Origin of the sequence: Methylobacterium sp. 2A (assembly GCF_009806555.1) — a bacterium.
GTDB lineage: Bacteria > Pseudomonadota > Alphaproteobacteria > Rhizobiales > Beijerinckiaceae > Methylobacterium.
The window spans coordinates 18,719-44,199 of record NZ_VUOK01000058.1 but is presented as its reverse complement, the minus strand read 5'-3'; the positions used below and the strand labels follow the sequence as shown (position 1 = coordinate 44,199).

The 25,481-nt window shown below is 71.6% G+C and carries 22 protein-coding genes; 11 read left to right on the top strand and 11 right to left on the bottom strand.

Translation table 11 applies throughout. The features are described 5' to 3' along the window. Positions 1-134 precede the first annotated feature (134 nt). Positions 135-1,427: a bifunctional 2-C-methyl-D-erythritol 4-phosphate cytidylyltransferase/2-C-methyl-D-erythritol 2,4-cyclodiphosphate synthase gene (locus FVE89_RS25155; protein WP_161392885.1), complete on the top strand. Its 1,293-nt coding sequence runs from the start codon at positions 135-137 to the stop codon at positions 1,425-1,427. Positions 1,428-1,578: 151 nt separating this feature from the next. Here FVE89_RS25155 and FVE89_RS25150 read toward each other — a convergent pair whose 3' ends face one another. Continuing rightward, positions 1,579-1,977, bottom strand: a complete 399-nt coding sequence (locus tag FVE89_RS25150; RefSeq protein ID WP_161392884.1) for an MAPEG family protein — start codon at positions 1,975-1,977, stop codon at positions 1,579-1,581. Positions 1,978-2,079: 102 nt separating this feature from the next. On the opposite strand from FVE89_RS25150, the gene FVE89_RS25145 reads away from it, so the two are divergent. After that, positions 2,080-2,577: a CinA family protein gene (locus FVE89_RS25145; protein WP_161392883.1), complete on the top strand. Its 498-nt coding sequence runs from the start codon at positions 2,080-2,082 to the stop codon at positions 2,575-2,577. Positions 2,578-2,620: 43 nt separating this feature from the next. Then, positions 2,621-3,838 carry an FAD-dependent oxidoreductase gene (locus tag FVE89_RS25140; RefSeq protein ID WP_161392882.1) on the top strand — a complete coding sequence of 406 codons (1,218 nt, stop codon included), beginning with the start codon at positions 2,621-2,623 and terminating at the stop codon, positions 3,836-3,838. A gap of 23 nt (positions 3,839-3,861) precedes the next feature. On the opposite strand, the gene FVE89_RS25135 is transcribed toward FVE89_RS25140, so the two are convergent. From FVE89_RS25135 to FVE89_RS25105, 7 genes are all read right to left on the bottom strand, one after another. Further along, complete coding sequence (locus tag FVE89_RS25135; RefSeq protein ID WP_161392881.1) at positions 3,862-4,320, bottom strand: type II toxin-antitoxin system RatA family toxin; 459 nt, start codon at positions 4,318-4,320, stop codon at positions 3,862-3,864. Positions 4,321-4,335: 15 nt separating this feature from the next. Continuing rightward, positions 4,336-5,313 carry a lipoyl synthase gene (lipA, locus tag FVE89_RS25130; RefSeq protein ID WP_161392880.1) on the bottom strand — a complete coding sequence of 326 codons (978 nt, stop codon included), beginning with the start codon at positions 5,311-5,313 and terminating at the stop codon, positions 4,336-4,338. A gap of 137 nt (positions 5,314-5,450) precedes the next feature. Beyond that, positions 5,451-6,182, bottom strand: coding sequence for an MIP/aquaporin family protein (locus FVE89_RS25125; protein WP_161392879.1), 732 nt, complete (start codon positions 6,180-6,182; stop codon positions 5,451-5,453). 176 nt (positions 6,183-6,358) lie between these two features. Next, positions 6,359-7,864 (bottom strand): glycerol kinase GlpK, encoded by a 1,506-nt coding sequence (glpK, locus tag FVE89_RS25120; RefSeq protein ID WP_161392878.1) that lies wholly within the window; start codon positions 7,862-7,864, stop codon positions 6,359-6,361. A 54-nt stretch (positions 7,865-7,918) separates the two neighbouring features. After that, positions 7,919-9,451 carry a glycerol-3-phosphate dehydrogenase gene (gene glpD / locus FVE89_RS25115; protein ID WP_161392877.1) on the bottom strand — a complete coding sequence of 511 codons (1,533 nt, stop codon included), beginning with the start codon at positions 9,449-9,451 and terminating at the stop codon, positions 7,919-7,921. Positions 9,452-9,535: 84 nt separating this feature from the next. Beyond that, on the bottom strand, positions 9,536-10,357 hold the full coding sequence (locus FVE89_RS25110; RefSeq protein WP_161392876.1) for a DeoR family transcriptional regulator: 822 nt from the start codon (positions 10,355-10,357) through the stop codon (positions 9,536-9,538). Positions 10,358-10,645: 288 nt separating this feature from the next. Then, positions 10,646-10,891, bottom strand: coding sequence for a hypothetical protein (locus FVE89_RS25105; RefSeq protein WP_161392875.1), 246 nt, complete (start codon positions 10,889-10,891; stop codon positions 10,646-10,648). Between the two features lie 203 nt (positions 10,892-11,094). On the opposite strand from FVE89_RS25105, the gene FVE89_RS25100 reads away from it, so the two are divergent. Genes FVE89_RS25100 through FVE89_RS25065 form a run of 8 tightly spaced genes read left to right on the top strand, consistent with a single transcriptional unit; the run spans position 11,095 to position 22,356 of the window. Next, entirely contained in the window at positions 11,095-11,589 is a 495-nt protein-coding gene (locus FVE89_RS25100) for a chemotaxis protein CheW (RefSeq protein WP_161392874.1), read from the top strand. A 6-nt stretch (positions 11,590-11,595) separates the two neighbouring features. Then, a complete protein-coding gene (locus FVE89_RS25095; RefSeq protein ID WP_161392873.1) occupies positions 11,596-13,134 on the top strand; it encodes a protein-glutamate O-methyltransferase CheR in 1,539 nt (512 codons plus the stop codon). Next, a complete protein-coding gene (locus FVE89_RS25090) occupies positions 13,134-13,691 on the top strand; it encodes a chemotaxis protein CheW (RefSeq protein ID WP_161392872.1) in 558 nt (185 codons plus the stop codon). The genes FVE89_RS25095 and FVE89_RS25090 overlap by 1 nt, the downstream gene beginning before the upstream one ends. A 48-nt stretch (positions 13,692-13,739) precedes the next feature. Beyond that, complete coding sequence (locus tag FVE89_RS25085; protein WP_161392871.1) at positions 13,740-15,413, top strand: methyl-accepting chemotaxis protein; 1,674 nt, start codon at positions 13,740-13,742, stop codon at positions 15,411-15,413. Positions 15,414-15,426: 13 nt separating this feature from the next. Further along, a complete protein-coding gene (locus tag FVE89_RS25080) occupies positions 15,427-17,688 on the top strand; it encodes a response regulator (RefSeq protein WP_161392870.1) in 2,262 nt (753 codons plus the stop codon). Positions 17,689-17,702: 14 nt separating this feature from the next. After that, a complete protein-coding gene (gene cheB, locus FVE89_RS25075; RefSeq protein WP_161393101.1) occupies positions 17,703-18,752 on the top strand; it encodes a chemotaxis-specific protein-glutamate methyltransferase CheB in 1,050 nt (349 codons plus the stop codon). A gap of 17 nt (positions 18,753-18,769) precedes the next feature. Continuing rightward, the gene (locus FVE89_RS25070) at positions 18,770-20,473 is read left to right on the top strand and encodes an ATP-binding protein (protein WP_202131060.1); all 1,704 of its coding nucleotides are present in this window, start codon (positions 18,770-18,772) and stop codon (positions 20,471-20,473) included. Further along, positions 20,470-22,356: a response regulator gene (locus tag FVE89_RS25065; protein ID WP_161392868.1), complete on the top strand. Its 1,887-nt coding sequence runs from the start codon at positions 20,470-20,472 to the stop codon at positions 22,354-22,356. The genes FVE89_RS25070 and FVE89_RS25065 overlap by 4 nt, the downstream gene beginning before the upstream one ends. A gap of 441 nt (positions 22,357-22,797) precedes the next feature. On the opposite strand, the gene rplQ is transcribed toward FVE89_RS25065, so the two are convergent. The 3 genes from rplQ to FVE89_RS25050 form a co-directional block, all read right to left on the bottom strand. Further along, positions 22,798-23,208 (bottom strand): 50S ribosomal protein L17, encoded by a 411-nt coding sequence (gene rplQ, locus FVE89_RS25060; RefSeq protein ID WP_161392867.1) that lies wholly within the window; start codon positions 23,206-23,208, stop codon positions 22,798-22,800. 243 nt (positions 23,209-23,451) lie between these two features. Then, entirely contained in the window at positions 23,452-24,471 is a 1,020-nt protein-coding gene (locus tag FVE89_RS25055; protein WP_010686165.1) for a DNA-directed RNA polymerase subunit alpha, read from the bottom strand. A 108-nt stretch (positions 24,472-24,579) separates the two neighbouring features. After that, positions 24,580-25,452, bottom strand: coding sequence for an MBL fold metallo-hydrolase (locus FVE89_RS25050; protein WP_161392866.1), 873 nt, complete (start codon positions 25,450-25,452; stop codon positions 24,580-24,582). Between the last annotated feature and the right edge of the window lie 29 nt (positions 25,453-25,481).

The window sequence follows — 25,481 nt, the reverse complement described above, 5'->3', positions numbered from 1 at the left end:
AGCGGGGCCGCGCATTGATTTCGCGCCCTCCCCCGCTTAAACGACGGGCCTGCTCACCGGCAGGGCAGCGGCGGCACGGCTGGCCCGCGCCCGGCCGCGATCCCGCCCTCCCCGATCCCACGAGTTCACCGCCCATGTCCGCCACCGGCACGCCTGCCACCGGACCCGCCGATGCGGGCACCGGCGTCGCCGCCGTGGTGGTGGCGGCCGGCCGCGGCATCCGCATCGGCGGCGGGACGCCCAAGCAGTATCGCCGCGTCGGCGGTCAGGCGGTTCTGACGCGCACGCTCGCCGCGCTGGCCGCCCAGGACGCCATCGACCGGATCCAGCCGGTGATCGCCGCCGACGCGGCCGATTTCTTCCGGACTTGCCTCGACGAGCTTGACGCCGGGCTGCGCGAAAAGATCGCCGAGCCGGTCGAGGGCGGGGCGACGCGCCAGCTCTCCGTCCGGGCCGGTCTCGAAGCGCTGGCCGGCGCGGCGCCCGAGATCGTGCTGGTCCACGACGCCGCCCGCCCCTACGTCGATGCGCCGCTGATCGCGCGGGCGATCGCGGCCGGGCGGGACCACGGCGCGGCCGTGCCTGGCGTGCCGGTGACCGACACGGTCAAGCGCGTGGTCGACATTGCCCCGGGCATCGGGCGGGTCCACGAGACGCCGCCGCGCGAGCACCTGCGCGCCGTCCAGACGCCCCAGGCCTTCGCGTTCGGCCCGCTGCTGAACGCCCATCGCGACGCCGCGGCCCAGAACCTCGACGGCTTCACCGATGACGGGGCGCTCGCCGAATGGGCGGGCCTGCCGGTGGTTGTGTTCGCGGGCGATATCGCCAACCGCAAGATCACCCAGCCCGCCGACCTGATCGAGGCCGACCGCGCCTTCGCGGCCGGCACCGCCGAAACCCCAGCGCCGGGAGCCCGCGCCATGACCCATTACGTCACCCGCCTCGGCACCGGCTTCGACGTCCATGCCTTCACCACCGGCGACCATGTCTGGCTCGGCGGCGTGAAGATCCCGGCCGATCGCGGCGTGCTCGCCCATTCCGACGGCGACGTGGCGCTGCACGCGCTCACCGACGCCCTGCTCGGCGCCATCGCGGACGGCGATATCGGCACCCATTTCCCGCCCTCCGATGAGCGCTGGCGCGGGGCGTCCTCGGACCAGTTCCTGGCCCATGCCTGCGGGTTGGTCCGCGCCCGGGGCGGGAAGATCGACCACCTCGACATCACCGTGCTGGCCGAGGCGCCGCGCATCGGGAAGCACCGCGAGGAAATCCGGGCGCGCATCGCCGCCATCGCGGGGGTGCCGCTCTCGGCGGTCTCCATCAAGGCGACCACCACGGAAAAGCTCGGCTTCGTCGGCCGCGCCGAAGGGCTCGCCGCCCAGGCCGCCGCGACGGTGCGGCTGCCCGAGGCGGACCAGCCTGTCTGACGGGTGTTCGACGTCGCGCGCAGCGCGCGAAGTCTTGGTTTCGAAAGGTCGAGACCTTTCGCGGGTCCAGGGCAGAGCCCTGGAATCTGTCAGGTCTCTGCCCTGACAACCCACCAAAGGGCACAGCCCTTTGGAAACCCAAACCCTGGACTCAGCCCGCCCGCAGCAGCAACGCGATCGCGGCGACGGCGAGCACCGCCAGCGTCAGCAGGATGCCGCCGCCCCGGCAGGCGAACTGGCGCGGCGAGTTCGCGGCCGCGAACATCCCGATCGGGTGCAGGATCCGGCCGACCAGCAGGGCCACCAGCAGCCCCAGCACCAGCCCGTGACGGCTGCCGCCGGCTTCCAGCAGGCCGATCAGGATCAGCGCCAGCGGCACGTACTCCGAAAAGTTCGCGTGCGAGCGGATGCGCTTGAGCACCGCGTCGTCGCCGCCGTCTCCGAACAGCACGTTCCCGGAGACGCGGGCGCCGATCACCCATCCCGACAGGCCCAGATAGACGAGGGCGAGCAGCCCGGCAAAGAAAGCCGTGGTGGCGGGGAAGATCATGGACGCGGTGTCTCCTGTCGTGTCCGGCCGTCCTTGAGCGGAGGCCGGCGCTGGTCCACATCATGAGATAGGGCGCGGCCGCCCATTGGGAGCCTGTTCGCGATGATCGACGACACGGAACTCCTGACCCGCGCCGCGGCGCTGGTGGCGGCCTACACGGCGGCCAAACGTACCATCGCCACGGCGGAATCCTGCACGGGCGGCCTCGTGGCCGGCCTGCTCACCGCGGTGCCGGGCTCCTCGGCGGCGGTCGAGCGCGGCTTCGTCACCTACTCCAACGCGGCCAAGGCCGAGGCGATCGGCGTCCCCATGGACTGGATCCGGCAGCACGGCGCCGTCAGCGAGCCGGTGGCGCGGGCGATGGCCGAAGGCGCGCTCGCCGCCTCGCGGGCCGATGTGGCGGTGGCGATCACCGGGATCGCCGGCCCCGGCGGCGGCAGCGCCGAGAAGCCGGTCGGCCTCGTGCATTTCGGGCTCGCCCTGCGGGATGGCGGCGTGCGCCATCTGGAGCGGCGCTACGGCGATCGCGGGCGTGCGGGCATCCGCCGGGCCGCCGTCGCCGACGCGCTCGGCCTTCTGGAGGAGGCGCTTGGCCCCTGACCTTGGCCCCTGACCTTGGCCCGTGACGACGGGAGGGACGCCCATGGACACGGTGACGACCCGCCTCTGCATCGTCGGGGGCGGCCCCGCCGGGATGATGGCCGGCCTGCTCTTCGCCCGCGCCGGAATCGAGACAACCGTGCTGGAGAAGCATGCGGATTTCCTGCGCGACTTCCGCGGCGACACGATCCACCCCTCCACCCTCGACCTGATGGACGAGCTGGGCTTCACGGAGCGCTTCCGCGCCCTGCCCCAGCGGCGCGTCGAACATTTTTCCGGGGTCGTCGCCGGGCGGAGCTACCGGATCGCTGATTTCAGCCGGCTGCCGACCCGCAACCGCTTCCTGTCCTTCATGCCGCAATGGGATTTCCTGGATTTTCTGGCCGGAGAAGCTGAGCGTCTCCCGGCCTTCCGGCTGATCCGGCGCACCGAGGCCCGGGAGTTGATCGAGGCCGATGGCCAGGTCTTGGGCGTGCGCGCCGAGGGGCCGGACAGGCCTGTCGAAATCCGAGCCGACCTCGTGCTGTGTGCGGACGGCCGGCACTCGCGGATGCGGGACTGCGCGGGCTTCACGCCCCGGGCCTTCGGGGCGCCGATCGACGTTCTGTGGTTCCGCCTCCCGCGCCGGGACGGCGACCCCGAGGCGGCGGCCGGGCGCTTCGGGCCGGGGCGGTTCCTCGTGACCCTCGACCGGGGCGATGCGTGGCAATGCGCCTACGTGGTGCCGAAGGGCGGCGACGCGGCGCTGCGGGCGAAGGGCCTGCCGGCTTTTCGGGAGGCGGTGGCGCAGATCGCGCCGTTCCTGGCCGACCGCGTCGCGGAGATCGCCGACTGGGATGCGGTCAAGCTCCTGACCGTCACGGTCGACCGGCTGGAGCGCTGGCACCGGCCGGGGCTGCTCTGCATCGGCGACGCGGCGCACGCCATGTCGCCGGTGGGCGGCGTCGGGATCAATCTCGCGATTCAGGATGCGGTGGCGGCAGCCAACCATCTGACGGGGCCGCTGCGGGCGGGGCGTCCCTCAAACGCCGACCTCGCCCGGATCCAGGCTCGGCGGATGTTGCCGGTGCGGGTCACGCAGGCGCTGCAGCGGGTGATCCAGTCACGCGTGATCGCGGCCTCGCTCAAGACCGATGCGCCGTTCCGCGCACCGCTCGCGCTGCGGATCCTCGATGCCGTGCCGCCGTTGCAGGTCCTGCCGGCGCGGATGATCGGGATGGGCGTGCGGCCCGAGCACGTCCGAGCCACCGCGCCATCGTGAGACCAACTCGCGAGGACGCGCCGCTACGCCCGCGCGCCGTACATCCGATCCGCCCGCCCCTCGAAGGCGTCGGTGAACTTGCGGAAGGCCCGGTCGAACATCGTGCCCATCAGGAGCCCGAGCGTCCGGCTCTTGAACTCGTAGGTGATGAAGAAATCGACGTTGCAGCCGGCGTTCGGGCCGTCCTTGAACAGCCAGCGGTTCTCCAGGTGCCGGAACGGGCCGTCGATGTATTCGGCCACGATCTTGAGGTTCGCCGGATCGAGGCTGACCCGGGTGGTGAAGCGCTCGCGGATCGCCTTGTAGCCCACCCCCATCTCGGCGATCAGCACCTGGCCACCCTCGGGCATGTCCTGCCGGCGGATCACCCGCAGGGAGTCGCAGAGCGGCAGGAACTCGGGGTAGCGCTCCACGTCGGCGACGAGGTCGTACATCTGCTGCGGCGAGTGCTTCACCGCGCGGGTGACCCGGAAAGACGGCATGGTGTTCGGTTGTCCTCAGGCCGAGAGCGCGGGCGACAGTTTTGCCAGACGCGCCGCCTGAAGGCGCGCGAAGTCCTCGCCCGCATGGTGCGACGAACGCGTGAGCGGCGTGGCCGAGACCAGCAGGAAGCCCTTGGCGTAGGCGGTGGTCTCGTAGGCCTTGAACTCGTCGGGGGGGACGAAGCGCACCACCTCGTGGTGCTTCTTCGACGGCTGCAGGTACTGGCCGATGGTGAGGAAATCGACGTCGGCCGAGCGCAGGTCGTCCATGAGCTGGAGCACCTCGTTCCGCTCCTCGCCGAGGCCGACCATGATGCCCGACTTGGTGAAGATCGCCGGATCGAGCTCCTTCACCCGCTGGAGCAGGCGCACCGAGTGGAAGTAGCGGGCGCCGGGCCGCACCGTGAGGTACTTGGCCGGCACCGTCTCCAGGTTGTGGTTGAACACGTCGGGCTTGGCGGCGACCACGGTTTCGAGCGCGCCGTCCTTGCGCAGGAAGTCGGGGGTCAGGATCTCCACGGTGGTGCCGGGGCTCGCCCGCCGGATCGCCGCGATGGTCCGGGAAAAATGCGCGGCGCCGCCGTCCTTCAGGTCGTCGCGGTCGACCGAGGTGATCACCACGTGGTGCAGGCCGAGCTTGGCGACCGAGTCGGCGATCTTTTCGGGCTCACCCGCGTCGAGGGCGTCGGGCAGGCCGGTGCGCACGTTGCAGAAGGCGCAGGCCCGCGTGCAGGTGTCGCCCATGATCATGAAGGTGGCGTGCCGCTTCTCCCAGCACTCGCCGATATTCGGGCAGCCGGCTTCCTCGCAGACCGTGACGAGGCCGTGCTCGCGCACGATCTTCTGCGTCTCGGTCCAGGCCTTGGAGCCCGGCGCCTTTACGCGGATCCAGTCCGGCTTCTTGGCCTGGACGGGCTGGTCGGGCCGGTGCGCCTTCTCGGGATGGCGGACCGGCCGCGGATCGTTCTTCAGGATGTCGAGGACGACGGCCATGGGTCGGGGTCTGCCACACCGCGTGGAGGCGCCCGGAGGCGCGATCGGGATCGCCCTGACTTAAGGCCCGAGGCCCCGCGCCGCAAACCGCCGCGACGCAGGGACGCCCCGCGGCGGTTGAGGGTATGGGGGTTCCGTCAGATCCCGAGCGCCCGGACGAACAGCCCGGCCAGAGCCGCCCCGACCACGGGGGCGGCCACCGGGATCAGGGCGTAGCCCCAATCCGAAGAGCCCTTGCCGGCGATCGGCAGCACCGCGTGGGCGATGCGCGGCCCGAGATCGCGGGCCGGGTTGATCGCGTAGCCCGTGGTGCCGCCGAGCGACAGGCCGATGCCCCAGACCAGCATGCCGACCATGTAGGGCGCCACGCCCCGCGGGATCGCGCCGCTCGCGCCCAGCGTGTTGGTGACGAGGGCGGAGATCGTGAGGATCAGGAAGAAGGTCGCGATGATCTCGGAGATCCAGTTGGACTTCGCATCGCGGATCGCCGGACCCGTGCAGAAGCAGGCGAGCTTCAAATCCTGCTCCGGGGTCGCGGCCCAGTGCGGCAGGTAGTGCAGCCAGACGATCACGGCGCCCACGAAGGCGCCGAGCATCTGAGCCGGTATGTAGACCGCCAGCTTGCTGAAATCGCCGGAACTCACCGCCCCCGCCACCGTCACGGCCGGGTTGAGATGCGCGTCAGGGCTGCCGGTGGCATTCGCGACGAAGATGCCTGCCAGCACCGCGAAGGCCCAGCCTGCCGTGATGGCGATCCAGCCCGCATTCTCGCCCTTGGATTTCTTGAGCAGGGCGCCGGCCACGATCCCGTCGCCCAGCACGATCAGCGTCATCGTGCCCAGGAATTCGCCCAGGAAGGGTGATGCCATGGTCTCGTCTCCCCCGTTTATTGTTGGTTTTCGACGTCTCGGCCTCGCGCAAACGCGCTCTCCTCCCCCGTGCGGGGAGGCGTTGGAGGTGGGGGTGGTGCAGAAGGCACCGGACCGCTCGATCCTGCACCACCCCCACCCCTGCCCCCTCCCCACAAGGGGGAGGGGAAATCGCCTCACGCCTCGTCGGTCTTCCAGTCGAACGACCGCTGCACCGCCCGGCCCCAGGCGGCGGCGATCTTTTCGCGCTGGCCGGCATCCATCTTCGGCGTCCAGCGCTTGTCGACGCCCCAGTTGCGCTTGAGGTCGTCGAGCCCCTTCCAGTAGCCGACCGCCAGACCCGCCGCGTAGGCTGCGCCGAGCGCCGTGGTCTCGGCCACCTTCGGGCGCACCACCGGCACGTCGAGCAGATCGGACTGGAACTGCATCAGCGTGTTGTTGGCCACCATGCCGCCATCGGCGCGCAGCTCCTTCACGGGGATCCCGGAATCCTTCGCCATGGCCTGCAGCACCTCGCGGGTCTGGAAGGCGGTCGCCTCCAGCACCGAGCGCGCGATGTGGCCGCGATTGGCGTAGCGGGTCAGGCCGATGATCAGGCCGCGGGCGCCCTCGTTCCAGTGCGGCGCGTAGAGCCCCGAAAAGGCCGGCACGAAGTAGACGCCGCCATTATCCTCGACCGTGGTGGCGAGCGTCTCAACCTCGGCGGAATCCTTGATCATGTGCAGGTTGTCGCGCAGCCACTGCACCAGGGCGCCCGTGATGGCGATCGAGCCCTCCAGCGCGTAGGCCGGCTTCTGCCCGTCGAGGCGGTAGGCCAGCGTCGTGACGAGGCCGGCCTGCGACGGGACCGGCTCGGCGCCGGTGTTCATCAGCGCGAAGCAGCCGGTGCCGTAGGTGTTCTTGGCCTCGCCCGGGGTGAAGCAGGTCTGGCCGAACAGGGCCGCCTGCTGGTCGCCCAGGATGCCGGCGATCGGCACGCCCGCGAACGGCGCCCTGGTCTCGCCGTAGACCTCGCTCGACGAGACGATCTTCGGCAGCATCGCCTTCGGGATGCCGAAGGTCGCCAGCATGCCGTCGTCCCAGTCCAGGGTCTTCAGCGACATGAGCTGCGTGCGGCTGGCATTGGTCACGTCGGTGACGTGAAGGCCGCCCTCGGTGCCGCCGGTGAGGTTCCAGACGAGCCACGTGTCGATGTTGCCGAACAGGACGTCGCCGGCCTCGGCCTTCTCGCGGGCGCCCTCGACATGGTCGAGGAGCCAGCGAAGCTTGAGGCCCGAGAAATAACTCGCCAGCGGCAGGCCCGTCAGGTCGCGGAACCGGTCGCGGCCGCCGTCGCGGGCGAACTCCGCCACCAGACGGTCGTTTCGGGTGTCCTGCCAGACCAGGGCGTTGTGGAGCGGCTTGCCGGTCGTCCGGTCCCAGATGACCGTGGTCTCACGCTGGTTGGTGATGCCCACCGCGGCGAGGTCGGACGGCTGGAGGCCGCCCTTCTCCAGCGCCTCGCGCATCACGGCTTGCGTTCTTGTCCAGATCTCGGTGGCGTCGTGCTCGACATGGCCCGGGGCCGGGTAGATCTGCGCGTGCTCGGCCTGGGCCAGCGCGATGACGCTGCCCGCCCGGTCGAACACGATGAAGCGGCTGCTGGTGGTGCCCTGGTCGATGGCCCCGACGTAACGGCTCATCGTTCCCTCCCCTGTTATGCCCGACCGGTCTGCGCCGGATCGGCACCGAAACAATCAGGCCGCCTCGGCCTTGCGGTCGAGATAGGCGGCAAGGCGCGCTGCACTCTCGGCGCTGGTGCGCAGGCCGAGCTTCGAGCGCCGCCACAGGATGTCCTCGGCGGTGACCGCCCATTCCTCGATGCGCAGGTAATCGACTTCCGCCGCCGTGAGCCCGCCGTCGAAGGCCTCGCCGAGATCCGCCATGGAGCGGGCGGTTCCGACGATGTCGCGCGCCCGCGTCCCGTAGGCGCGGGCGAGGCGGCGCGCCGTCTCCTCCGGCAGGAACGGCTTTTCTGACCGGAGCTTCGCCAGGAACTGGTCGAAATCGGCATCCGTCATGGCGCCGCCGGGCAGCACCGCGTCTCCCGTCCAGGCCTTCCTGAGATGCGGGAAATAGGGCTTCAGCTTCTCCAGCGCGTGCTCGGCGAGCCGCCGGTAGGTCGTGATCTTGCCGCCGAACACCGAGAGCACGGCGGCCTTCCCGCCCTGGTCCTCGACGTCGAGCACGTAGTCGCGGGTCACCGCGGAGGCATTCTCGGCCGCGTCGTCGTAGAGCGGGCGCACGCCCGAATAGCTCCAGACCACGTCGGCCGGGCTGATCTTGGTGTCGAACGAGCGGTTGATGCAGCCGCAGAGGTAGTCGGTCTCCTCCTGCGAGATCGAGACCGGGCCGGGCTCGCCGTCATAGGGCACGTCGGTGGTGCCGATCAGCGTGAAGTCCCGCTCGTAGGGGATCGCGAAGATGATGCGCTTGTCGGGCTGCTGCAGGATGTAGGCCTGATCGCCCGCGAACAGGCGCTTGACCACGATGTGGCTGCCCTTGATCAGACGCACCGCCGCGCGGCTGTTGATGCCGAGCGTGCCGCCGAGCGTCGCGCTGACCCAGGGACCGGCGGCGTTGACCACGGCCTTCGCGCGGATCGTCCGCTCAGGCCCGCCGCGCTCGTCCCGGAGCGTCGCGACCCAGCCCTCACCGTCGCGCCTTGCCGAAACGACGCCGGTGCGCGTCAGCACCGTGGCGCCGCGCTCGCGGGCATCCATGGCGTTGAGCACCACGAGGCGGCTGTCCTCGACCCAGCAGTCAGAATAGACGAAGCCGCGCTTCAGGCGCTGCTGCAGCGGCGCGCCATAGGCCGAGCTGCGCAGGTCGACGCCGTGCGAGCCCGGCAGCGTGCGCAGCCGCGCGAGGTGATCGTACAGGAACAGGCCGAGGCGCAGCATCCAGGCCGGACGCAGCCCCTCGTCGTGCGGCAGGACGAAGCGCAGGGGCCAGATCACGTGGGGAGCGAGCCGCAGCAGCCGCTCGCGCTCGGCCAAGGCCTCGCGCACGAGGCGGAACTCGTAATATTCGAGGTAGCGCAGGCCGCCGTGGATCAGCTTCGTCGAGGACGAGGAGGTGAAGCCCGCGAGATCCCCGCGCTCGGCCAGCAGGACCGACAGGCCGCGGCCGGCCGCATCCCGGGCGATGCCTGTGCCGTTGATGCCGCCGCCGATGACCAGAAGATCGTAGGCGTCGGACGGCTCGCGCTGGCGCGTTGCTGCCGCCATGGGTCCTCCTTCCCCGCCCTGATGGCAGGTTGGCACTATATTGACTCGGCTCACTGCTTTCGCAAGCGAAAACTTCTTCGTTCGTTAGGTTTCGTTGGCCTCGTCGGCCACCGCCAGGGTGACGCCCACCCGGTCGAGCAACGCGGTGATCTCCGGCGGCGGCGGCCGATCGGTGAAGAAGGTGTCGATCTGGTCGAGCCGTCCGACCTGAACCATCGGGCGCCGGCTGAACTTGGTGTGGTCCGCCACGAGGAAGGTTTTCCGGGCATGCGCCAGGATGGTCTGCGTCGCCCGCACCTCCTCGTAATCGTAGTCGAGGAGCGCCCCGTCGGCGTCGATGCCGCTCACGCCGATCACCGCCACGTCGACCCGGAACTGGCTGAGCGTGTCGCAGGTGAGCTGGCCGAGCACCGCCCCGTCGCGGTTGCGCACCGTGCCGCCGGCCACGACGATGCGGAACTCCGTGGCCTCCGCCAGGGAGAGCGCGACGTTCAGGTTGTTGGTGATGATGCTGAGATCGTCATGCCGGGTCAGCTCACGGGCGACCGCCTCGGGCGTCGTGCCGATGTTGATGAAGACCGAGCAATGCGACGGGATCCGGCTCGCCGCGAGGCGCCCGATCCGGGTCTTCTCCGGCAGCAGGGTCACCCGGCGGTCGGCATAGTCGATGTTCTCGACGCTCGACGGCAGGCCGCCGCCGCCGCGGTAGCGCTCCAGCCGGCCCTCCGCGCTGAGTTCGTTGAGGTCACGCCGGATCGTCTGGACGGTGACGCCGAACTGCGCCGCCAGCGCCTCGATGGTGACGAAGCCCCGCTGGCGCACCGAAGCCACGATGGCGCTGCGCCGCCCCTCGACGCCGGTCGTCTCGATCCTGTCCTCGGCTTTCCGGTCGAGCGCGCGCGACATCCATCCTCCCCCGCGCCGTCTCGTATCTCCCCGATCGTACCGGGAGCAAGGATGTTCGTTTTCGAACATGCCGGGATCGAGCTGGCTGCGCGCACGAGCGTGAACCGCGCGCGCCCGTCCGGCAAGGCCCATCGGCAACGGCCGGCTGACGCGCGCTGTAGAACTATGTTGCCGGGAGGCGTATCCCGCCGTGCAGCGACGGTTCGGGCACGAAAAAGGGCCTGCCCCATCCGCGGCAGGCCCCGTCATCCCAGCTCGACCACCCTGCGGCGGCGGAGCCGGGACCGATCACATGTGGTGACGCATCCGGCGATGATGCTTCATCCGCTTGTGCTTCATCGTGCGCTTGCGCACCACGGGCTGGGCAGCCGGAGCGGCGCCCTGCTCCATCGCGGCCCCCTCGCCGGCGCGCTCGATGCCGCCACGCGGGCCGCCTGCCTGCGAGCCGGAATTGTTGTAGGGCGAGTTACCCTGGGCATAGGCGGAGCCCGCAAGGAGCGTCAGCGACGCCGCGGCCAACAGAAGTTTCCTCATCGTCAATCCCTGGCATAGACCGGCGCATGCGAGGCGCCGGCCGTCCTATAACCGGTGCTGCTGCGTCGGAAAATAAGCGGCTGAGCCGAGACTTGGTTCCCCGGGGCGAACCCGCGCACGGGGCGATTGCCGGAAGCGCTGACTCGGCCTATTGCGCCATCCGTCCCGGTTGGGATGCAACGGCAATTCGGGGGGCGGGGGCCTTGGCCAGCAGCGTGACGGCCTATCTCCTGCTCGACGTCGCCGGCACGCCCTGTGCCCTGCCCCGCGCCGCGGTGGCCGAGGTGCTGCCGCTGCCGGATCTCCACGCGCCGCCGGCAACTGGCGGCTGGCTGATCGGCTTCCTCAACCTCGGCGGCAGGCCCATTCCCGCCATCGATCTCGCCTCCCTGCTCGGCCTGCGGCCGGCCCAGAGGCCGGCCGGTCTCTACGCGCATCTCGTCCTCGTCCGGGGCGAGGCGGTCGCGTATCTGGTGGATCGGGCCGCCGACCTCGTGACCGTTGCCGAAGCCGCGATCCGGCCGGCCGGCGAGGCCGGGACGCTCAACGGCTGCGTGGCGGCCGAACTCGTCCTCGGCGAGCGCCTCGTCCACGCGCTGGCGCCGGAGCGCCTCCTGACCGCGCAGGAGCAGGCGCGGGTCGCGGCGCTCGCCCGGGTCGCCGCCGAGCGTCTCGCGGCGCTTCCCGAATCCGCCTGATCCACGATGCGCCGTCCGGGGCCTTCCTATCCCGATCCGGGTGCCGATCCCGCCTACGCGACGCTGAAGGCGCGGATCATCGCGCGCACCGGCCACCACTACTATGCCGACAAGGACGACCTCCTGATCGAGCGTCTGCGCCGGCGCTTCCGCGACGCCGCGGCGGCCGATTGCGCGGCCTACGCCGCCCTCCTGTCGGACGGGACGCTGGGCGAGGCCGAATGGGCGCGCCTGGAGGCCGAGATCACCGTCGGCGAGACGTTCTTCTTCCGCTACGCCGAGCAGTTCCAGGCCTTGCGCGAGCGGATCCTGCCGGCGCTGATCGCGGCCCGGGCCTCCGAGCGCACGCTGCGGATCTGGAGCGCCGGCTGCTCGACCGGGGCGGAGCCCTATTCCCTGGCGATCCTGGTCCGGGAACTCCTGGGCGAGGCGCTGCCGGACTGGCGCGTCTCGATCCTCGGTACCGACATCAGCGCCGCGGCGCTGGCCACCGCCCGCGCTGCGGAATACGGCCGCTGGGCCCTGCGCACGATGCCGCCTGAGGAGCGGCTGCGCTACTTCACCCGCCTGCCCCCCGCCCCCGGCATCCGGCGGGAGGGCGGCTACGCCCTGCGCCCGGAATTCCGCGGATTGGTGCGGTTCGAGCGCGGCAACCTGCTCACCCTCGCCGAGCCGATGGCGCGGGAGGGCGATCTCTTCGACCTGATCCTCTGCCGCAACGTGCTGATCTACTTCGACGCCCGGACGGTCGCCGCGGTGGTGCGCGGCCTCGGCCGCAGGCTGCGGCCGGACGGCTGGCTGCTCCTCGGCCATGCCGAGCCGAGCCCCGCCTTCGCGGGATTCCTCGATGCCGTCAGCCTGCCCGGAACCGTGGTCTACCGCCCCCGGCCGGAAACGCCCGCCCTCCTCGTACCGGCGGGGCTGGTCCTGCCGGTGCCGCCGCTGGCCCCGCGGGGCCTCGGCGGAGATCCCGCGGACGCGGCGGCTCCGGACGGCGCAGGATTCCTCCCGCTCGCGGCGGACGCTCGGGCGCCGGGCGCCGGACCCGCGGGCGACGCAGCGCCGCGCGCCGAGGCCATCCTGCCGCCTGTCCTGCCGGCCGGGGCCGGGGATGGCGCGCCGATCGTGGCCTCCGACCGCGACCGGATCCGCGCACTCGCGGATGCCGGGGATACCGGGGCCGCGTGGCGGGCACTGCGCGTCGCCCTCGACGGCGACCCGACCGACCCGGCCCTGCGCTTCTACGAGGGCCTGCTCGCCCGGGCGCTCGGCCGCGACGCGGAGGCCGAGCGGGCGCTGCGCGCGACCCTCTATCTCGACCGGGGCTTCGTGATGGCCCACTACCATCTCGGCCTGCTGCTGATCGCCCTCGATCGCCGGGACGAGGCGGCCCGCGCCCTCGACAACGCCATCGCGTTGAGCCAAGCCGTCTGCGAAGCCCTGGGGCCGGATACGGCGCTGCCCGAGGGCGACGGCGCGTCCGCCGCCGAGATCGCCGCCGGTGCGTCCGCGGCCCGCGCAGCGCTCGACCGCAGGAGTCTCTGATGGAGGCACGCCAGGGCACGCATGGGAGCCGCGCGCCGACGCGGCCCCGGACGGAGCGCGACCTCCGGGCCGAGCGCGCCGCCGCGCTGGCGCGGCGCGGCGTCGCCGTTGCGGAAGCCGATGCCGGGCTCGATCACCTCGTCTGCGCCTGCGGCAGCGAGCGCTACGGCCTGCCGTTGACGGCGGTGGCGCAGGTCCTGCCGATGCGTCCGCCCACGCCGATGCCGGGCGCGGTGCCGGCGCTGATCGGCCTCATCGCCCTCTCGGGGCGGATCGTCGGCGTCCTCGGCCTCGCCCGGGCCCTCGGCCGGCCGGATCCCGCCGGGGAGGCGGCGCATCTGGTGGTGCTGCGCGGGTCCGCGACGCCGCAGCCCCTCGCCCTGGCGGTCGACCGGGTGCTGGGGATCGCCCCCGCGGCGACAGCCTCGGGATCCGCGGATCCCGACGGGTTGGGCAACGCGGCCGCTTCGGGCTATGCCCCCGGGGCGGCGGGCGCCGGCCGGCCGGATTTCGTCACCGTCGATCTTCCCCGCCTCCTGCGCCGCGCCCTGCCCTGACGGGCCCGCCGGACTTCAAGCCAGACGTCAACCGGAGCCAGCCCGACCGTGAACCTCTCGATCGGAAGACGCATCCTCCTCGGCTTCTTCGCCGTCACGGTGGTGATCGTGGCGCTCGGGCTCTACGCGCTGGAGCAGATCGGGGCGGTGCGCGACACGACCGACGCGATCGTGCGGCGCGACATGACAATCCTGCGCCAGCTCGACGACCTCGGCAACGAGGCCCGCGACCTCGGGCTCCTGCGCCGCACGGCCGTGATCGCCATGCTGACGCAGGGCCAGGGACGGGCGGCACGCACGGAGGACACCTTGGCCACGTGGCGCCAGACCGCCACCCAGATCGAGAACCGGCTCACCACCACGATCCAGCTCGCCACCGAGTACCGCGCCTATTCGGCCACCGCCGAGCGCGTGGCCTCCTGGGACCGCATCGCGGCGGCGGCCGCCGACGTGCAGCGCGCCTTCCGTGAGGTCCGGAGCCTCGGCGAGGCGCAGTTCGCCGCCATCGCGAAGCAGGATTCCGGCGCCGTGGAGGCCCGCAACGACGAGATCACGCGCCTTCAGGGTCCCTTCCTGGAGGGGATCAGGAACCTGAGGACCCTGCTCGACGGCGGGATGGCGCTCGGCCAGCGCGCCGCCCAGCAAGTCTATGACCGCTCGCGCCTTTCGATCTACCTGACGCTCGCCGCCGCGGTCGTGCTGGCGATCTTGATCACGTGGCTGATCAGCCGCGCGGTGGTGCGCCCGCTCGAGACCATCATGGCCTTCGTGGAGCGGGTCGGCGGCGGCGACCTTTCGGGCCAGCTGGCGGTGGGCGGGCGCGACGAGATCGGGCGGCTGGCCACCACCCTCAACACGATGGTGGCGGGCCTCTCGGACCTCGCCAAGACCAACCGGGCCGCGACCACCGACCTGAACGCCGCCGCGGCCGAGATCCGCGCCTCGGCGCAGGAGCAGGCCGCCTCGGTCGAGCAGCAATTCGCCGCCGTGCAGGAGACAGCCGCCACGGTCGACGAGATCACCCATTCGGGCGCCCAGATCAGCAAGCGCGCCACCGAGGTGATCGCCACCGCCCAGGCCACCGCCCAGACCTCCCGCCAGGGCCTGCGCGCCGTCTCGGACACCGCCAAGGCCATGGACGCGATCCGCGAGCAGGCCGAGGCGGTGGCCGGCAACATCGTCAGCCTGTCGGAGAAGACCCAGACGATCGGCGACATCATCGAGACGGTCAACGACATCTCGGAGCGCACGCACCTGCTCGCCCTCAACGCCGCCATTGAGGCGGCGGCGGCGGGCGAGAGCGGGCGCAGCTTCTCGGTGGTCGCCTCGGAGATGAAGCTTCTGGCCGATCAGGCCAAGGCCGCCACCGGCCAGGTGCGCGGCATCCTGGGCGAGATCCAGCGGGGCATCAACACCTCGGTGATGCTGACCGAGGAGGCGGTCAAGCGGGCCGCCGCCGGCAAGACCCGCTCCGACACGACGCAGCGGACCATCGAGGAGATCACCGCCCGGGTGGAGGAGAACGTCCAGACCTTCCAGCAGATCGTCGCCTCGACGAACCAGCAGCAGCTCGGCATCGAGCAGGTGATGGGCGCGCTCCAGAACATCCGGCAGGCGAGCCAGCAGACGGCGGCCGGCACGCGGCAGGTGGAATCGGCCTCGGCCAACCTGACGGAGCTGGCCCAGGCGCTGATGGCGCTCGCCGAACGCTACCGGCACTGAGGCCGGCGGCGTCTTGACCCAGGACATCCGCCAGCTCCTGCTCGCCGCCTTCGATGTCGAGCATCGGGAGCACGTTGCGGCGATCCGCGGCGCGCTGGGCAGCGCCAGCCCGGACTGGAACGACGTGTTCCGCCGCGCCCACAGCCTGAAGGGGGCGTCGCGCGCCGTCGACCTGCCCGCCGTCGAGGCGGTGGCGCACCGCCTGGAGACCCTGTTCGAGAAGGTCCGGACCGGCGCCTCCGCCCTCGACCGGGAGGCGGCCAACGCCGTCCACCTCGCCCTCGACCGGATCGAGTCCTACGTCGCCGGCCTGCAGGACGGGGCCGGGCCGGACATGCCGCCGGACGCCCTGGCGGCCCTCGGGCAGGTTCTCGGGCTGCCGGGCGAGGGCACGGCTGCCAAGCCGGCTCCGAAGCCCATCGCGGAACCGGCCGTCGCGCCCTCCCCGCCCCCTGCCCCGCCTTCTGCCCCATCCCCCGCCGCGCCGGCCCCGGAGCCCGCCCAGAAGAATGCCGAGCCGGCCGATCCCGGCGCCGCCCTGCTGCGGGTTCCCGTGGAGGCCGTGGAGGCGATGGCCCGGGCCAGCCACGACCTCACCAGCACGCTGGCCGGGCGCACCTCGGCGGCCGAGAGCCTTGCGCGGCTGGCCGGGCTCGCCCGGACCCTGCGGGCCGGCGCGGAGGCGCTGGCCGACGGGGCCGACACCGACAGGACCGCATGGCGCACCTTCGCGGCCGAGGTCGGCGCCTTCGCCCGGGAGGCGTCGGACCTGTCCCGGCGCCACGCGGTGGCGAGCAGCACCATCGACGGGGTGGCCGCCCGGGTCCGCGCCGCCGCCGAGCGTCTCGCCCTGGTGCCGGCCGAGACGGTCCTCGCCCCCCTGGCGCGCTCCCTGCGCGAGACCGCCCGGGAGCAGGGCCGCGAGGTGGATCTCGACCTGCGCGGCCTCGACCTGCCGGTGGAGCGCGGCACGCTTCAGGCGCTGAAGGACCCGCTGCTCCACGCCCTGCGCAACGCCCTGAGCCACGGCTGGCAGAGCCCGGAGCGGCGCCGCGCCGCCGGCAAGCCGGAGGCCCTGGGGCTCGGGCTGGAGGTGGCGGTGCGCGGCGCGCGGCTTCAGGTCACGGTGTTCGACGACGGTCCCGGGCCGGACCTCGCCCGGATCGAGGCCGTCGCGCGGGATCGCGGCCTCCTCGCGCCCGAGGAGAGCCCCGATCCCGAGACCCTGCTGCGCCTCGTCTTCGAGCCGGGCTTCTCCACCGCGGAGGCGGTCGACACCCTGTCGGGGCGCGGCTACGGCCTCTCGGTGGCGGCGGATGCGGCCCGCCAGCTCCTGGGCAGCGTCCGCCTGGAGCCGCGGACGCCGTCCGGCACCGCCCTGGTCTTCAGCCTGCCGCTCTCGGCGGCAAGGCGCAGCCTGCTGCTGGTCGAGGCGGCCGGACGCAGCTACGCGCTGCCGGGCAACGCCGTGGAACGCCTGCTGCGCCTGAAGCGGGCCGAGCTGCCGGTGGCGATGGGCCGCCCGATCCTGCGGCTCGGCACGGGCGACACGGCCACCAGCCACCCGGTGAGCGACCTCGCCGCGATCCTGGGCGAGGCCGCCGATCCGGACGATCCCGACGCCCTCCGCGCCGTCGTGCTGCGGACCGATGGCGGCCGCTTGGCGCTCGCCGTCGACCGCCTGCACGACGTCCGCCCGCTCCTCGTCCTGCCGGCCCCCGCCTTCGGGTCCGATCCGGGCCTGATCGCCGGCACCGCCATCCTGCCGGGCGACGTCCCGGTCCTGGTCCTCGATCCCGAAGGTCTCGCGGCGCGCGCGGCTGTCGCACCCTCGTCCGGAACGATGGGGCAAACTCCACGTTCGACGACACACGCGACGGGCGGTGCCGCAATGCGGGCCGCCGCGCGGGCGACCATCCTGGTCGTCGACGATTCGATCACCACCCGGACGTTGGAGAAGGGCATCTTGGAAGCGGCCGGCTACCGCGTGGTCGTCTGCGTCGACGGCCAGGACGCCCTCGACCGGCTGCGTGCCGAGGTCGAGCCCGTGGACCTCGTCCTCGCCGACGTGGAGATGCCGCGCCTCGACGGGTTCGGCCTGCTGCAGGCCCTGCGCGCCGATCCGCGCTTCGCCCGGCTGCCGACGATCCTGATGACCTCCCGCGGGGACGCCGCCGACGTGGCCCGGGGCCTCGACCTCGGCGCCGACGCCTACCTGACCAAGCAGAAGTTCGACCAGCGTCAGCTGCTCGACACGATCGGACAGTTCCTGTGACCCCGGTCCGCGTCATGCTCGTGGAGGACAGCCTCGTGGTGCGCGAGCTGTTGCGCCACATCGTGTCCCGCGATCCCCGCCTTGAACTCGTGGCCGCGGTCGCTTCCGGCGAGGAGGCCCTCGACAAGCTCCAGTCCGTCCGGCCCGACGTGATCTCCATGGATATCCGCCTGCCCGGCATCGACGGGCTGGAGACCACCCGCCGGATCATGGCCGAGCATCCGACCCCGATCGTCGTGGTGGCGGATTCGGTCGAGGATTCCTCCCTGCGCATCTCCATGAACGCGCTGCGCGCCGGCGCCCTGTCGGTGGTCGAGAAGCCGGTGGCCACGACCCATGCCGGCTACGAGGCGGTGGCCGGCGAGATCTGCACGCAATTGCGGATCATGGCCCAGGTCCCGGTGATCCGCCGCCGCCCGATCGGGACCGAATGGGCGGGCCGCACCGCCTCGGTCTCCTACGCGCCGCCGGCCGAGCCGTCCGGTCTGGCGCCGAGCCTCCTCGGGATCGCCGCCTCCACGGGCGGGCCGCCGGCGCTCGCCCGGGTAATCGGCGCGCTGCCGCGGGATTTTTCCCTGCCGGTGCTCGTCGTTCAGCACATGGGACCCGCCTTCATGGACGGGTTCGCGGCCTGGCTCGACAGCGTCGTGACCCTGCCGGTCGGCATCGCCCGGGACGGGGAGCGGGCCGAGTCCGGCCGGGTCTACGTGGCCCCCGGGGACCGGCACCTGGAGCTCGGATCGGGCCGGGTCCTGCGGGTCGTCGACTCGGCGCCGGTCTCGGGTCAGCGCCCGGCCGCCACGGTGCTGTTCCGCTCGATGGCCCGGCAGGCCGGCGCCACCGGGATCGGCGTGCTGCTCACCGGCATGGGCGAGGATGGGGCCGTCGGCCTCGCCGACATGCATAAGGCCGGCGCCCAGACGGTCGCCGAGCACGAGAGCACGGCGGTGGTCTACGGCATGCCGGCGGCGGCGGTGCGCCTCGGGGCCGCCCGCGCGGTCCTGCCGCTCGACCGGATCGGCGACCACGTCCTGCGCCTCGTGGACCCGGGGGCGCGGCCGTGATCCAAGCCGAGGCCGGCTTGCCCGTGGGCCCCGCGCGGATCCTCCTGGTGGAGGATTCGGAGACGCAGGCCCTGGAATTCCGCCTGCTCCTGGAGACGCACGGTTTCGCGGTGGAGCGCTGCGCCTCCGCCGAGACTGCCCTCGATCACCTCAACCGCCAGCAGCCCGATCTCGTGGTGGCGGATTACCATCTGCCCGGCATGAACGGCGATGAGCTGATCCGGCAGATGCGCCTGTCCCTGCGCACCCGGGCGCTGCCGGTCCTGATGCTCACCGGCGGCAACGGCGGGGAGCGCCAGGGATTGGAGAGCGGCGCCGACGCCTATCTGCCGAAATCCGCCGACCGCGACCTGATGATCCTGCGCATTCGCGCCCTGTTGCGTGAGCGCCGCCCGGCCGGCGACGGCGAGGGGCCGGGTGCCGCCGCGTTCCGGAGGGGGCGCATCCTCGTGATCGACGGCAGCGTCACCTACCGGACCTTCCTGGCCGGTCTGATGGGGCAGGACGGGCACCATGTCGTGAGCGTCGACGGGCCCGCGGCCGCCCTCGCCGCCCTGGATGCGGCCGCCGGGGGCGAGGCGTTCGACTGCGTCACGGTCGATCTCCTCGGCCACGCCTATGACGGGCTCGCCCTGTGTCGGGCGATCAGCCAGCGCCGGTCCGGACAGGCGGCGGGGGCGGGGTTCCACCTCGTCGGCATCGCCGGCAGCGACCCAGCCAAGGATTTCCTGGTCGAAGCCTTCGCGGCCGGGGCCGACGACGTAGTCTCGAAGACCGATGCCGAAGTGCTGGCGCTGCGGGTGCGCGGCTTCGTGCGCCGCCGCCTGCTGGAGGAGGACGACCGGCGCATCGCCGGCCAGTTCGGCGAGCGCGAGCGGGCCGTGGAGCGCGCCCGTGCGGAGGCCGAGGCCGCCGAGGGCCGGGCGCGCCTCGCCGACGCCCTGGAGCGGGCCAATCGCGACCTCGCCGACGCCAACCGGCAGCTCACCGACGCGCAGGCCAAGCTGGTCCAGGCCGCCAAGATGGCCTCGCTGGGCGAGTTGGTCGCCGGCATCGCCCACGAGATCAACAATCCCCTGGCCTTCATCCTGGCCCATCAGGGCACGGTGGAGCGCCTCCTCGGGGACTTGCCGGAGGCGCCGCCCGAGGCCGCCGGCCGCCTCATCGACAAGGCCCGCCAACGGGTCGGCTCGATGCGGATGGGCCTGACGCGCATCCAGGATCTCGTGCTGAACCTGCGCAAGTTCTCGCGTCTCGACGAGGGCGAGCGCGCCCTCGTGAACGTGCCCGAAGCGATCGAGACCGTGCTGGCCCTGATCCAGCACAAGCTCGGCGACCGGATCGCGGTGGAGCGCAGCTTCGCGGGCCGGGCCGAGATCTGCTGCACCCCGGCGCTCCTCAACCAGGTGGTGATGAACATCCTGGGCAATGCCGCCGACGCCATGCCGGAGGGGGGCACCATCCGAATCACCACGGAATCGAGCCCGGATTTCGATGAGATCCGGATCAGCGATACCGGCCCGGGCATACCCGAAGACCTACGGGAGAAAATCTTCGAGCCGTTCTTCACGACGAAGCCGGTCGGATCCGGTACGGGGCTCGGTCTTGCGATTGCCTACAGCGTCGTTCAAGCGCATAGCGGCTCGCTCACCGTGGAGACGGCCCCGGGTGGGGGAGCCTGCTTCGTCATCGGGATCCCGCGGCAGGCGGCCAGTGCATGAGTGACGGTACGGCAGGTGTAGGGACGATCCTGGCCGTCGACGACGAGCCGGATATCCTGATCGCCCTGGAGGATCTGTTCGAGGATTCCTACCGGGTGCTGACGACCTCGCGCCCCGCCGAGGCGCTGGAGATCCTGCGCGCCGAGCCCGACATCGCCGTGGTGGTCTCGGACCAGCGCATGCCGGGCCTGACCGGCGACGCCCTGCTCGCCGAGGCCCGCAGCTTCCACGACGCCCAGGCGATCCTGCTCACCGGCTACGCCGACATCACCGCGGTGATCGCCGCGCTCAACCGCGGCGGCATCGTCGGCTACGTGACGAAGCCCTGGGATGCGGGCCTGCTACGCTCGACCGTGCGGCAGGCCTTCGAGCGCCACCGCCTGGGCCGCGATCTGGCCACGGAACGGGCGCTCCTGCGCGGCCTGCTCGATCACGCCCAGGACGCGATCAGCTTCAAGGACGCGCGAGGGCGCTTCGTGCGGCTCAACGCCCGCAAGGCGGCGCTCCTCGGCCACGACGTCGCCGCCTGCCTGGGCCGGCGCGAGGACGAGCTGCTCGGGCCCAAGGGGGCGCCCATCGCCGAGGCCGATGCGGCCGCGATCCGGGCAGGCACGGTGGCGGAAATCCTCACCAGCGACGGCCCGGCCGGCGCCGAGCAGTGGAGCCACGTGACCCGGGTGCCGATCCGCGACGCGGGCGGCGCGATCAGCCACCTCGCGATGATCGAGCGGGACGTGACCGAGCAGCGGACCCTGGAGGCGCGGCTGCGCCAGTCCGACAAGATGCAGGCGCTCGGCACCCTGGCCGGGGGCATCGCCCACGACTTCAACAACCTGCTGACCGCGATCCTCGGCAGCCTGGAACTCGCCGGGCCCCGGGTCGCGGACCAGCCCCGGGTCCAGCGCCTGATCGAGAATGCCCGCGGGGCGGCCGAGCGCGGCGCGTCGCTGACGAAGCGCCTCCTCAGCTTCAGCCGTGCCCATGACCTCCAGGCCCGGGCGGTCGACGTGAACGCCCTGATCGTCGGGATGAGCGACCTGTTCGGGCGCAGCCTCGGCGGGCTCGTCACCGTGCGAACCGATCTCGGAGCGGATCTCCCCGCGGTCCAAGTCGATCCCGAACAGCTCGAACTCGCCGTCCTCAACCTGTGCATCAACGCCCGGGACGCGATGCCCGAGGGCGGCACCATCACGGTGGCGACCCGGCGGCTCGACATCACCGGGGATCCCGAGATCGCCGACGGGACCTATCTCGGCGTCAGCGTGACCGACGAGGGCACCGGCATTCCGGAGGAGATCCTGCGGCGGGTCTGCGAGCCGTTCTTCACCACCAAGGCGGTGGGCCAGGGGACCGGGCTCGGGCTCGCCATGGTGTTCGGCCTCGCCCAGCAATCGAAGGGCCGGCTGGCGATCGACAGCGAGGTCGGCCGGGGCACCCGCGTCGAACTCGCCCTGCCCTTCGCGGCCGAGGCGCCGCAGCAGGCCGCCGCTGTGGCCGGGACGGCGCCGGCGACCGGGCGGCGCGCCCGTGTCCTCATCGTCGATGACGACCCGCAGGTGCGGCATGTGACGGCCTCGTTCCTCACGGGGTTCGGCCACAGCGCCACCGAGGTCGGCGACGGCGAAGCGGCCCTGCAGCACCTCCGGCACGACCGCTGCGACATCGTCGTGGCCGATCTCGCGATGCCCGGCATGAGCGGCGTCGAACTCGCCGCGGCGATCCGCGAGCGGAGCCCGGGCCTGCCGGTGCTGATCCTCACCGGCCATGCGGATGCGATGCAGATCCCCGAGGATCTGCCGGTCCTGGCCAAGCCGTTCCGCTCGGCCGACCTCGCCGACCGGGTCGCCGCGCTGCTCGATGCCGCGGATTCCGGATCCCGCTGAATCGCCCGGGAACCGGCCGGTTGCCGGCTCATTGTCTCCTCGTGGGAGCCCGCGGCTCCCGGGTATCGAAGAGGAGGTGGACCATGAGCAATCACGGCATCTTCCCGCGCCGCAGGCGCGACAACGACCCGGACCAGGACGGTCCACCGGACGCGTATCAGCAGGGATAGGGGTTTTCGGATCGCGGCGCGGTCGAGATCCCGGCCCCTTCCGACACGGGCCGCCTTGAGCGAACTCCCGCGACCATCCGAGACGTGGACCCTGCTCCAGACCCGTCGGCGCGAGCCGGCGGGTTCCTTTTTGTGATCTTGTGAGCCGCATCGCGCTGCCCTGACCCGTTGGCCTGCGCGCGCGCAACGGGTCTCGGAATGCAGAAAGCCGCCCCGATGGCTCGGGGCGGCTTCGCAAAGGTCAGCTGCGCTGAAGCGCCCCGATAGGCGATCAGGCGGCCTCGGCGACCTGGCTCGGACCGGAATCCTTGCCGCGGGCCTCGACGTCGCGATCCACGAACTCGATCACGGCGAGCGGCGCGTTGTCGCCCTGGCGGAAGCCCGCCTTCATGATCCGGCAGTAGCCGCCCGGACGACCGGCGTAGCGCGGCCCGAGCACCGTGAAGAGCTTCTTGACCATGTCGGCGTCGCGCAGCTGCGCCATCGCCAGACGGCGGGTGTGCACGCTGTCGATGCGGCCCAGCGTGATCAGCTTCTCGACGACCGGACGCAGGTCCTTCGCCTTCGGCAGCGTGGTGATGATCTGCTCGTGCTTGATCAGCGCGGCGGACATGTTGGCGAACATCGCCTTGCGATGCTCGGCGGTGCGGTTGAAACGGCGGCCGCGATAGGCGTGACGCATGGTGCTGGCTTCCTTCTCGTCTCGGCCGCCGTGCCACGGTACGGCCGGGTGCCCCGAGGCGGGGCTGTTGCTCTCCGCTTGACCCCGCGGCGGGAACTCCAATCCGGAGCCCTCATCCTGAGGTGCTGCGCAGCAGCCTCGAAGGAGGGCTCCAGGGATGACTTTGGTTTCCGGAGGCCTCCTTCGAGGCCTCCGCTACGCTCCGGCACCTCAGGATGAGGGTGGAGCGTCGGAACGAGCGACCTAGTAATGTTCCTCGAAGCGCTTGGCGAGGTCCTCGATGTTCTCCGGCGGCCAGCCGGGGATGTCCATGCCGAGGTGCAGGCCCATGCCGGCGAGCACTTCCTTGATTTCGTTGAGCGACTTGCGGCCGAAATTCGGGGTCCGCAGCATCTCGCCCTCGGACTTCTGGATGAGGTCGCCGATATAGACGATGTTGTCGTTCTTCAGGCAGTTCGCCGAACGGACCGACAGCTCCAGCTCGTCCACCTTCTTGAGCAGCGCCGGGTTGAAGGGCAGCTGCGGCGCGAGCGGTGCGGCCTCTTCCTTGCGCGGATCCTCGAAGTTCACGAAGACCTGCAGCTGGTCCTGGATGATGCGCGCCGCGTAGGCCAGCGCATCCTCCGGCGAGACCGCGCCGTTGGTCTCGACCGTCATGGTCAGCTTGTCCTTGTCGAGATCCTGGCCCTCGCGGGTCGTCTCGACGCGATAGCTGACCTTCGTGACCGGCGAGAACAGCGAATCGACCGGGATCAGGCCGATCGGCGCGTCCTCGGGGCGGTTGCGCTCGGCCGGGACGTAGCCCTTGCCGGTGGCGACCGTGAACTCCATGCGGATCTCGGCGCCGTCGTCCAGCGTGCAGATCACGAGGTCGGGGTTCAGGATCTGGATGTCGCCGACCGTGCCGATGTCGCCCGCAGTGACGAGGCCCGGGCCGGTCTTGCGCAGGGTCATGCGCTTCGGCGCGTCCGTCTGCGAGCGGATCGCGATGGTCTTGATGTTGAGGACGATGTCGGTGACGTCCTCGCGCACGCCCGGGATCGACGAGAACTCGTGCAGCACGCCGTCGATCTGCACCGAGGTCACGGCCGCGCCCTGGAGCGAGGACAGGAGCACCCGGCGCAGGGCGTTGCCCAGCGTCGTGCCGAAGCCGCGCTCGAGCGGCTCGGCGACGACGGTGGCGACCCGCTTCGGGTCGTCGCCGGTCGTGACCTGCAGCTTGTTCGGCTTGATCAGTTCCTGCCAATTCTTCTGAATGACCACGATCCTACCTCTCGTCCTTGCCCGGGATCCGCGACGCCCGTTCCCGCGCTTCGGCCGTCCGGCGCAGCCCCCTGGCGCCCCGAACGGTCCCTGAATGTCTGTCCGTCGTTACTCGCCGCCGACCCACAGCACCGGCACGAAGCTGTAGCCCGCCCCGTCCCGATCCACGTAGCCGAGAGCCGGGAATTCGAGATGGCCGCCGGCGATGAGCGTGCGCTCGCTGGCCACCTCGTCCAGGATGCGCTTGCGCGTCTCCCGCGCCTGGTCGCCATCGACATCGAAGGCGACGCCAGCCTCCGGGTTCTTGAACTGGATCGCCGGCAGGTGCACCACGTCCGTCCACATCATCAGCGACTGTCCACCGGAGACGATGCGGAAACCGCAATGGCCCGGCGTATGGCCGGGCAGGTGGATTGCCGTGATCCCCGGAAGAACCTCGCCGCCCCGGTGTTCGCGCACCTTGCCGGCATAGGGCGCCACGGCCTTGCGGGCGCCCTCGAAATAGGGCTTCGCCTCGTCCGGCGCCCCCGCGAGGGCTTCGTCCGGCAGCCAGTGCGCCGCCTCATCGGCATGCAGCACGATCTCGGCGTTCGGGTAGCGCGCCGCGCCGTCCTTCACGAGCCCGCCGACATGGTCGGGGTGCAGGTGCGTGACGAGCACCGTGCCGATCTCCTCGGGCTTCACGCCCGTGGCCGCCAGCGCCGCCCCGGCCCGGCCGAGGGTCGGAGCGGGCGCCAGATCGCCGTAGCCCGTGTCGATCAGGGTCGGCTTGAGGCCGGGTCCCGTGATCAGGAAGGCGTTCAGCGTGATCTTGGGCTGCTCGGTGCGGAAGCCGGCCCGCTGGAGCCGCCCGGCCTCCTCCTTGGAGATGCCCGTGACCAGATCGAGGCTGGCCTGAAACCAGCCGTCGTTGAGCGCGGTGACCGTGAGGTCGCCGAGGTTCCAACGCAGCACGCCCGGAAGCGGCTTCGATCCCGTCATGAGCTTCTCCGTCAAAGGGCTTCGGGACT

What these genes read in the sequence shown, in the direction of transcription:
- FVE89_RS25135 (WP_161392881.1), bottom strand. Translation starts at nt 4,320, where the DNA reads ATGCCGTCTTTCCGGGTCACCCGCGCGGTGAAGCACTCGCCGCAGCAG.
- FVE89_RS25105 (WP_161392875.1), bottom strand. Translation starts at nt 10,891, where the DNA reads ATGAGGAAACTTCTGTTGGCCGCGGCGTCGCTGACGCTCCTTGCGGGC.
- rplQ (WP_161392867.1), bottom strand. Translation starts at nt 23,208, where the DNA reads ATGCGTCACGCCTATCGCGGCCGCCGTTTCAACCGCACCGCCGAGCAT.
- glpK (WP_161392878.1), bottom strand. Translation starts at nt 7,864, where the DNA reads ATGAGCCGTTACGTCGGGGCCATCGACCAGGGCACCACCAGCAGCCGC.
- FVE89_RS25065 (WP_161392868.1), top strand. Translation starts at nt 20,470, where the DNA reads ATGAGTGACGGTACGGCAGGTGTAGGGACGATCCTGGCCGTCGACGAC.
- FVE89_RS25145 (WP_161392883.1), top strand. Translation starts at nt 2,080, where the DNA reads ATGATCGACGACACGGAACTCCTGACCCGCGCCGCGGCGCTGGTGGCG.
- FVE89_RS25150 (WP_161392884.1), bottom strand. Translation starts at nt 1,977, where the DNA reads ATGATCTTCCCCGCCACCACGGCTTTCTTTGCCGGGCTGCTCGCCCTC.
- FVE89_RS25140 (WP_161392882.1), top strand. Translation starts at nt 2,621, where the DNA reads ATGGACACGGTGACGACCCGCCTCTGCATCGTCGGGGGCGGCCCCGCC.
- FVE89_RS25110 (WP_161392876.1), bottom strand. Translation starts at nt 10,357, where the DNA reads ATGTCGCGCGCGCTCGACCGGAAAGCCGAGGACAGGATCGAGACGACC.
- FVE89_RS25155 (WP_161392885.1), top strand. Translation starts at nt 135, where the DNA reads ATGTCCGCCACCGGCACGCCTGCCACCGGACCCGCCGATGCGGGCACC.
- FVE89_RS25050 (WP_161392866.1), bottom strand. Translation starts at nt 25,452, where the DNA reads ATGACGGGATCGAAGCCGCTTCCGGGCGTGCTGCGTTGGAACCTCGGC.
- FVE89_RS25095 (WP_161392873.1), top strand. Translation starts at nt 11,596, where the DNA reads ATGCGCCGTCCGGGGCCTTCCTATCCCGATCCGGGTGCCGATCCCGCC.
- lipA (WP_161392880.1), bottom strand. Translation starts at nt 5,313, where the DNA reads ATGGCCGTCGTCCTCGACATCCTGAAGAACGATCCGCGGCCGGTCCGC.
- FVE89_RS25090 (WP_161392872.1), top strand. Translation starts at nt 13,134, where the DNA reads ATGGAGGCACGCCAGGGCACGCATGGGAGCCGCGCGCCGACGCGGCCC.
- FVE89_RS25125 (WP_161392879.1), bottom strand. Translation starts at nt 6,182, where the DNA reads ATGGCATCACCCTTCCTGGGCGAATTCCTGGGCACGATGACGCTGATC.
- glpD (WP_161392877.1), bottom strand. Translation starts at nt 9,451, where the DNA reads ATGGCGGCAGCAACGCGCCAGCGCGAGCCGTCCGACGCCTACGATCTT.
- cheB (WP_161393101.1), top strand. Translation starts at nt 17,703, where the DNA reads ATGCTCGTGGAGGACAGCCTCGTGGTGCGCGAGCTGTTGCGCCACATC.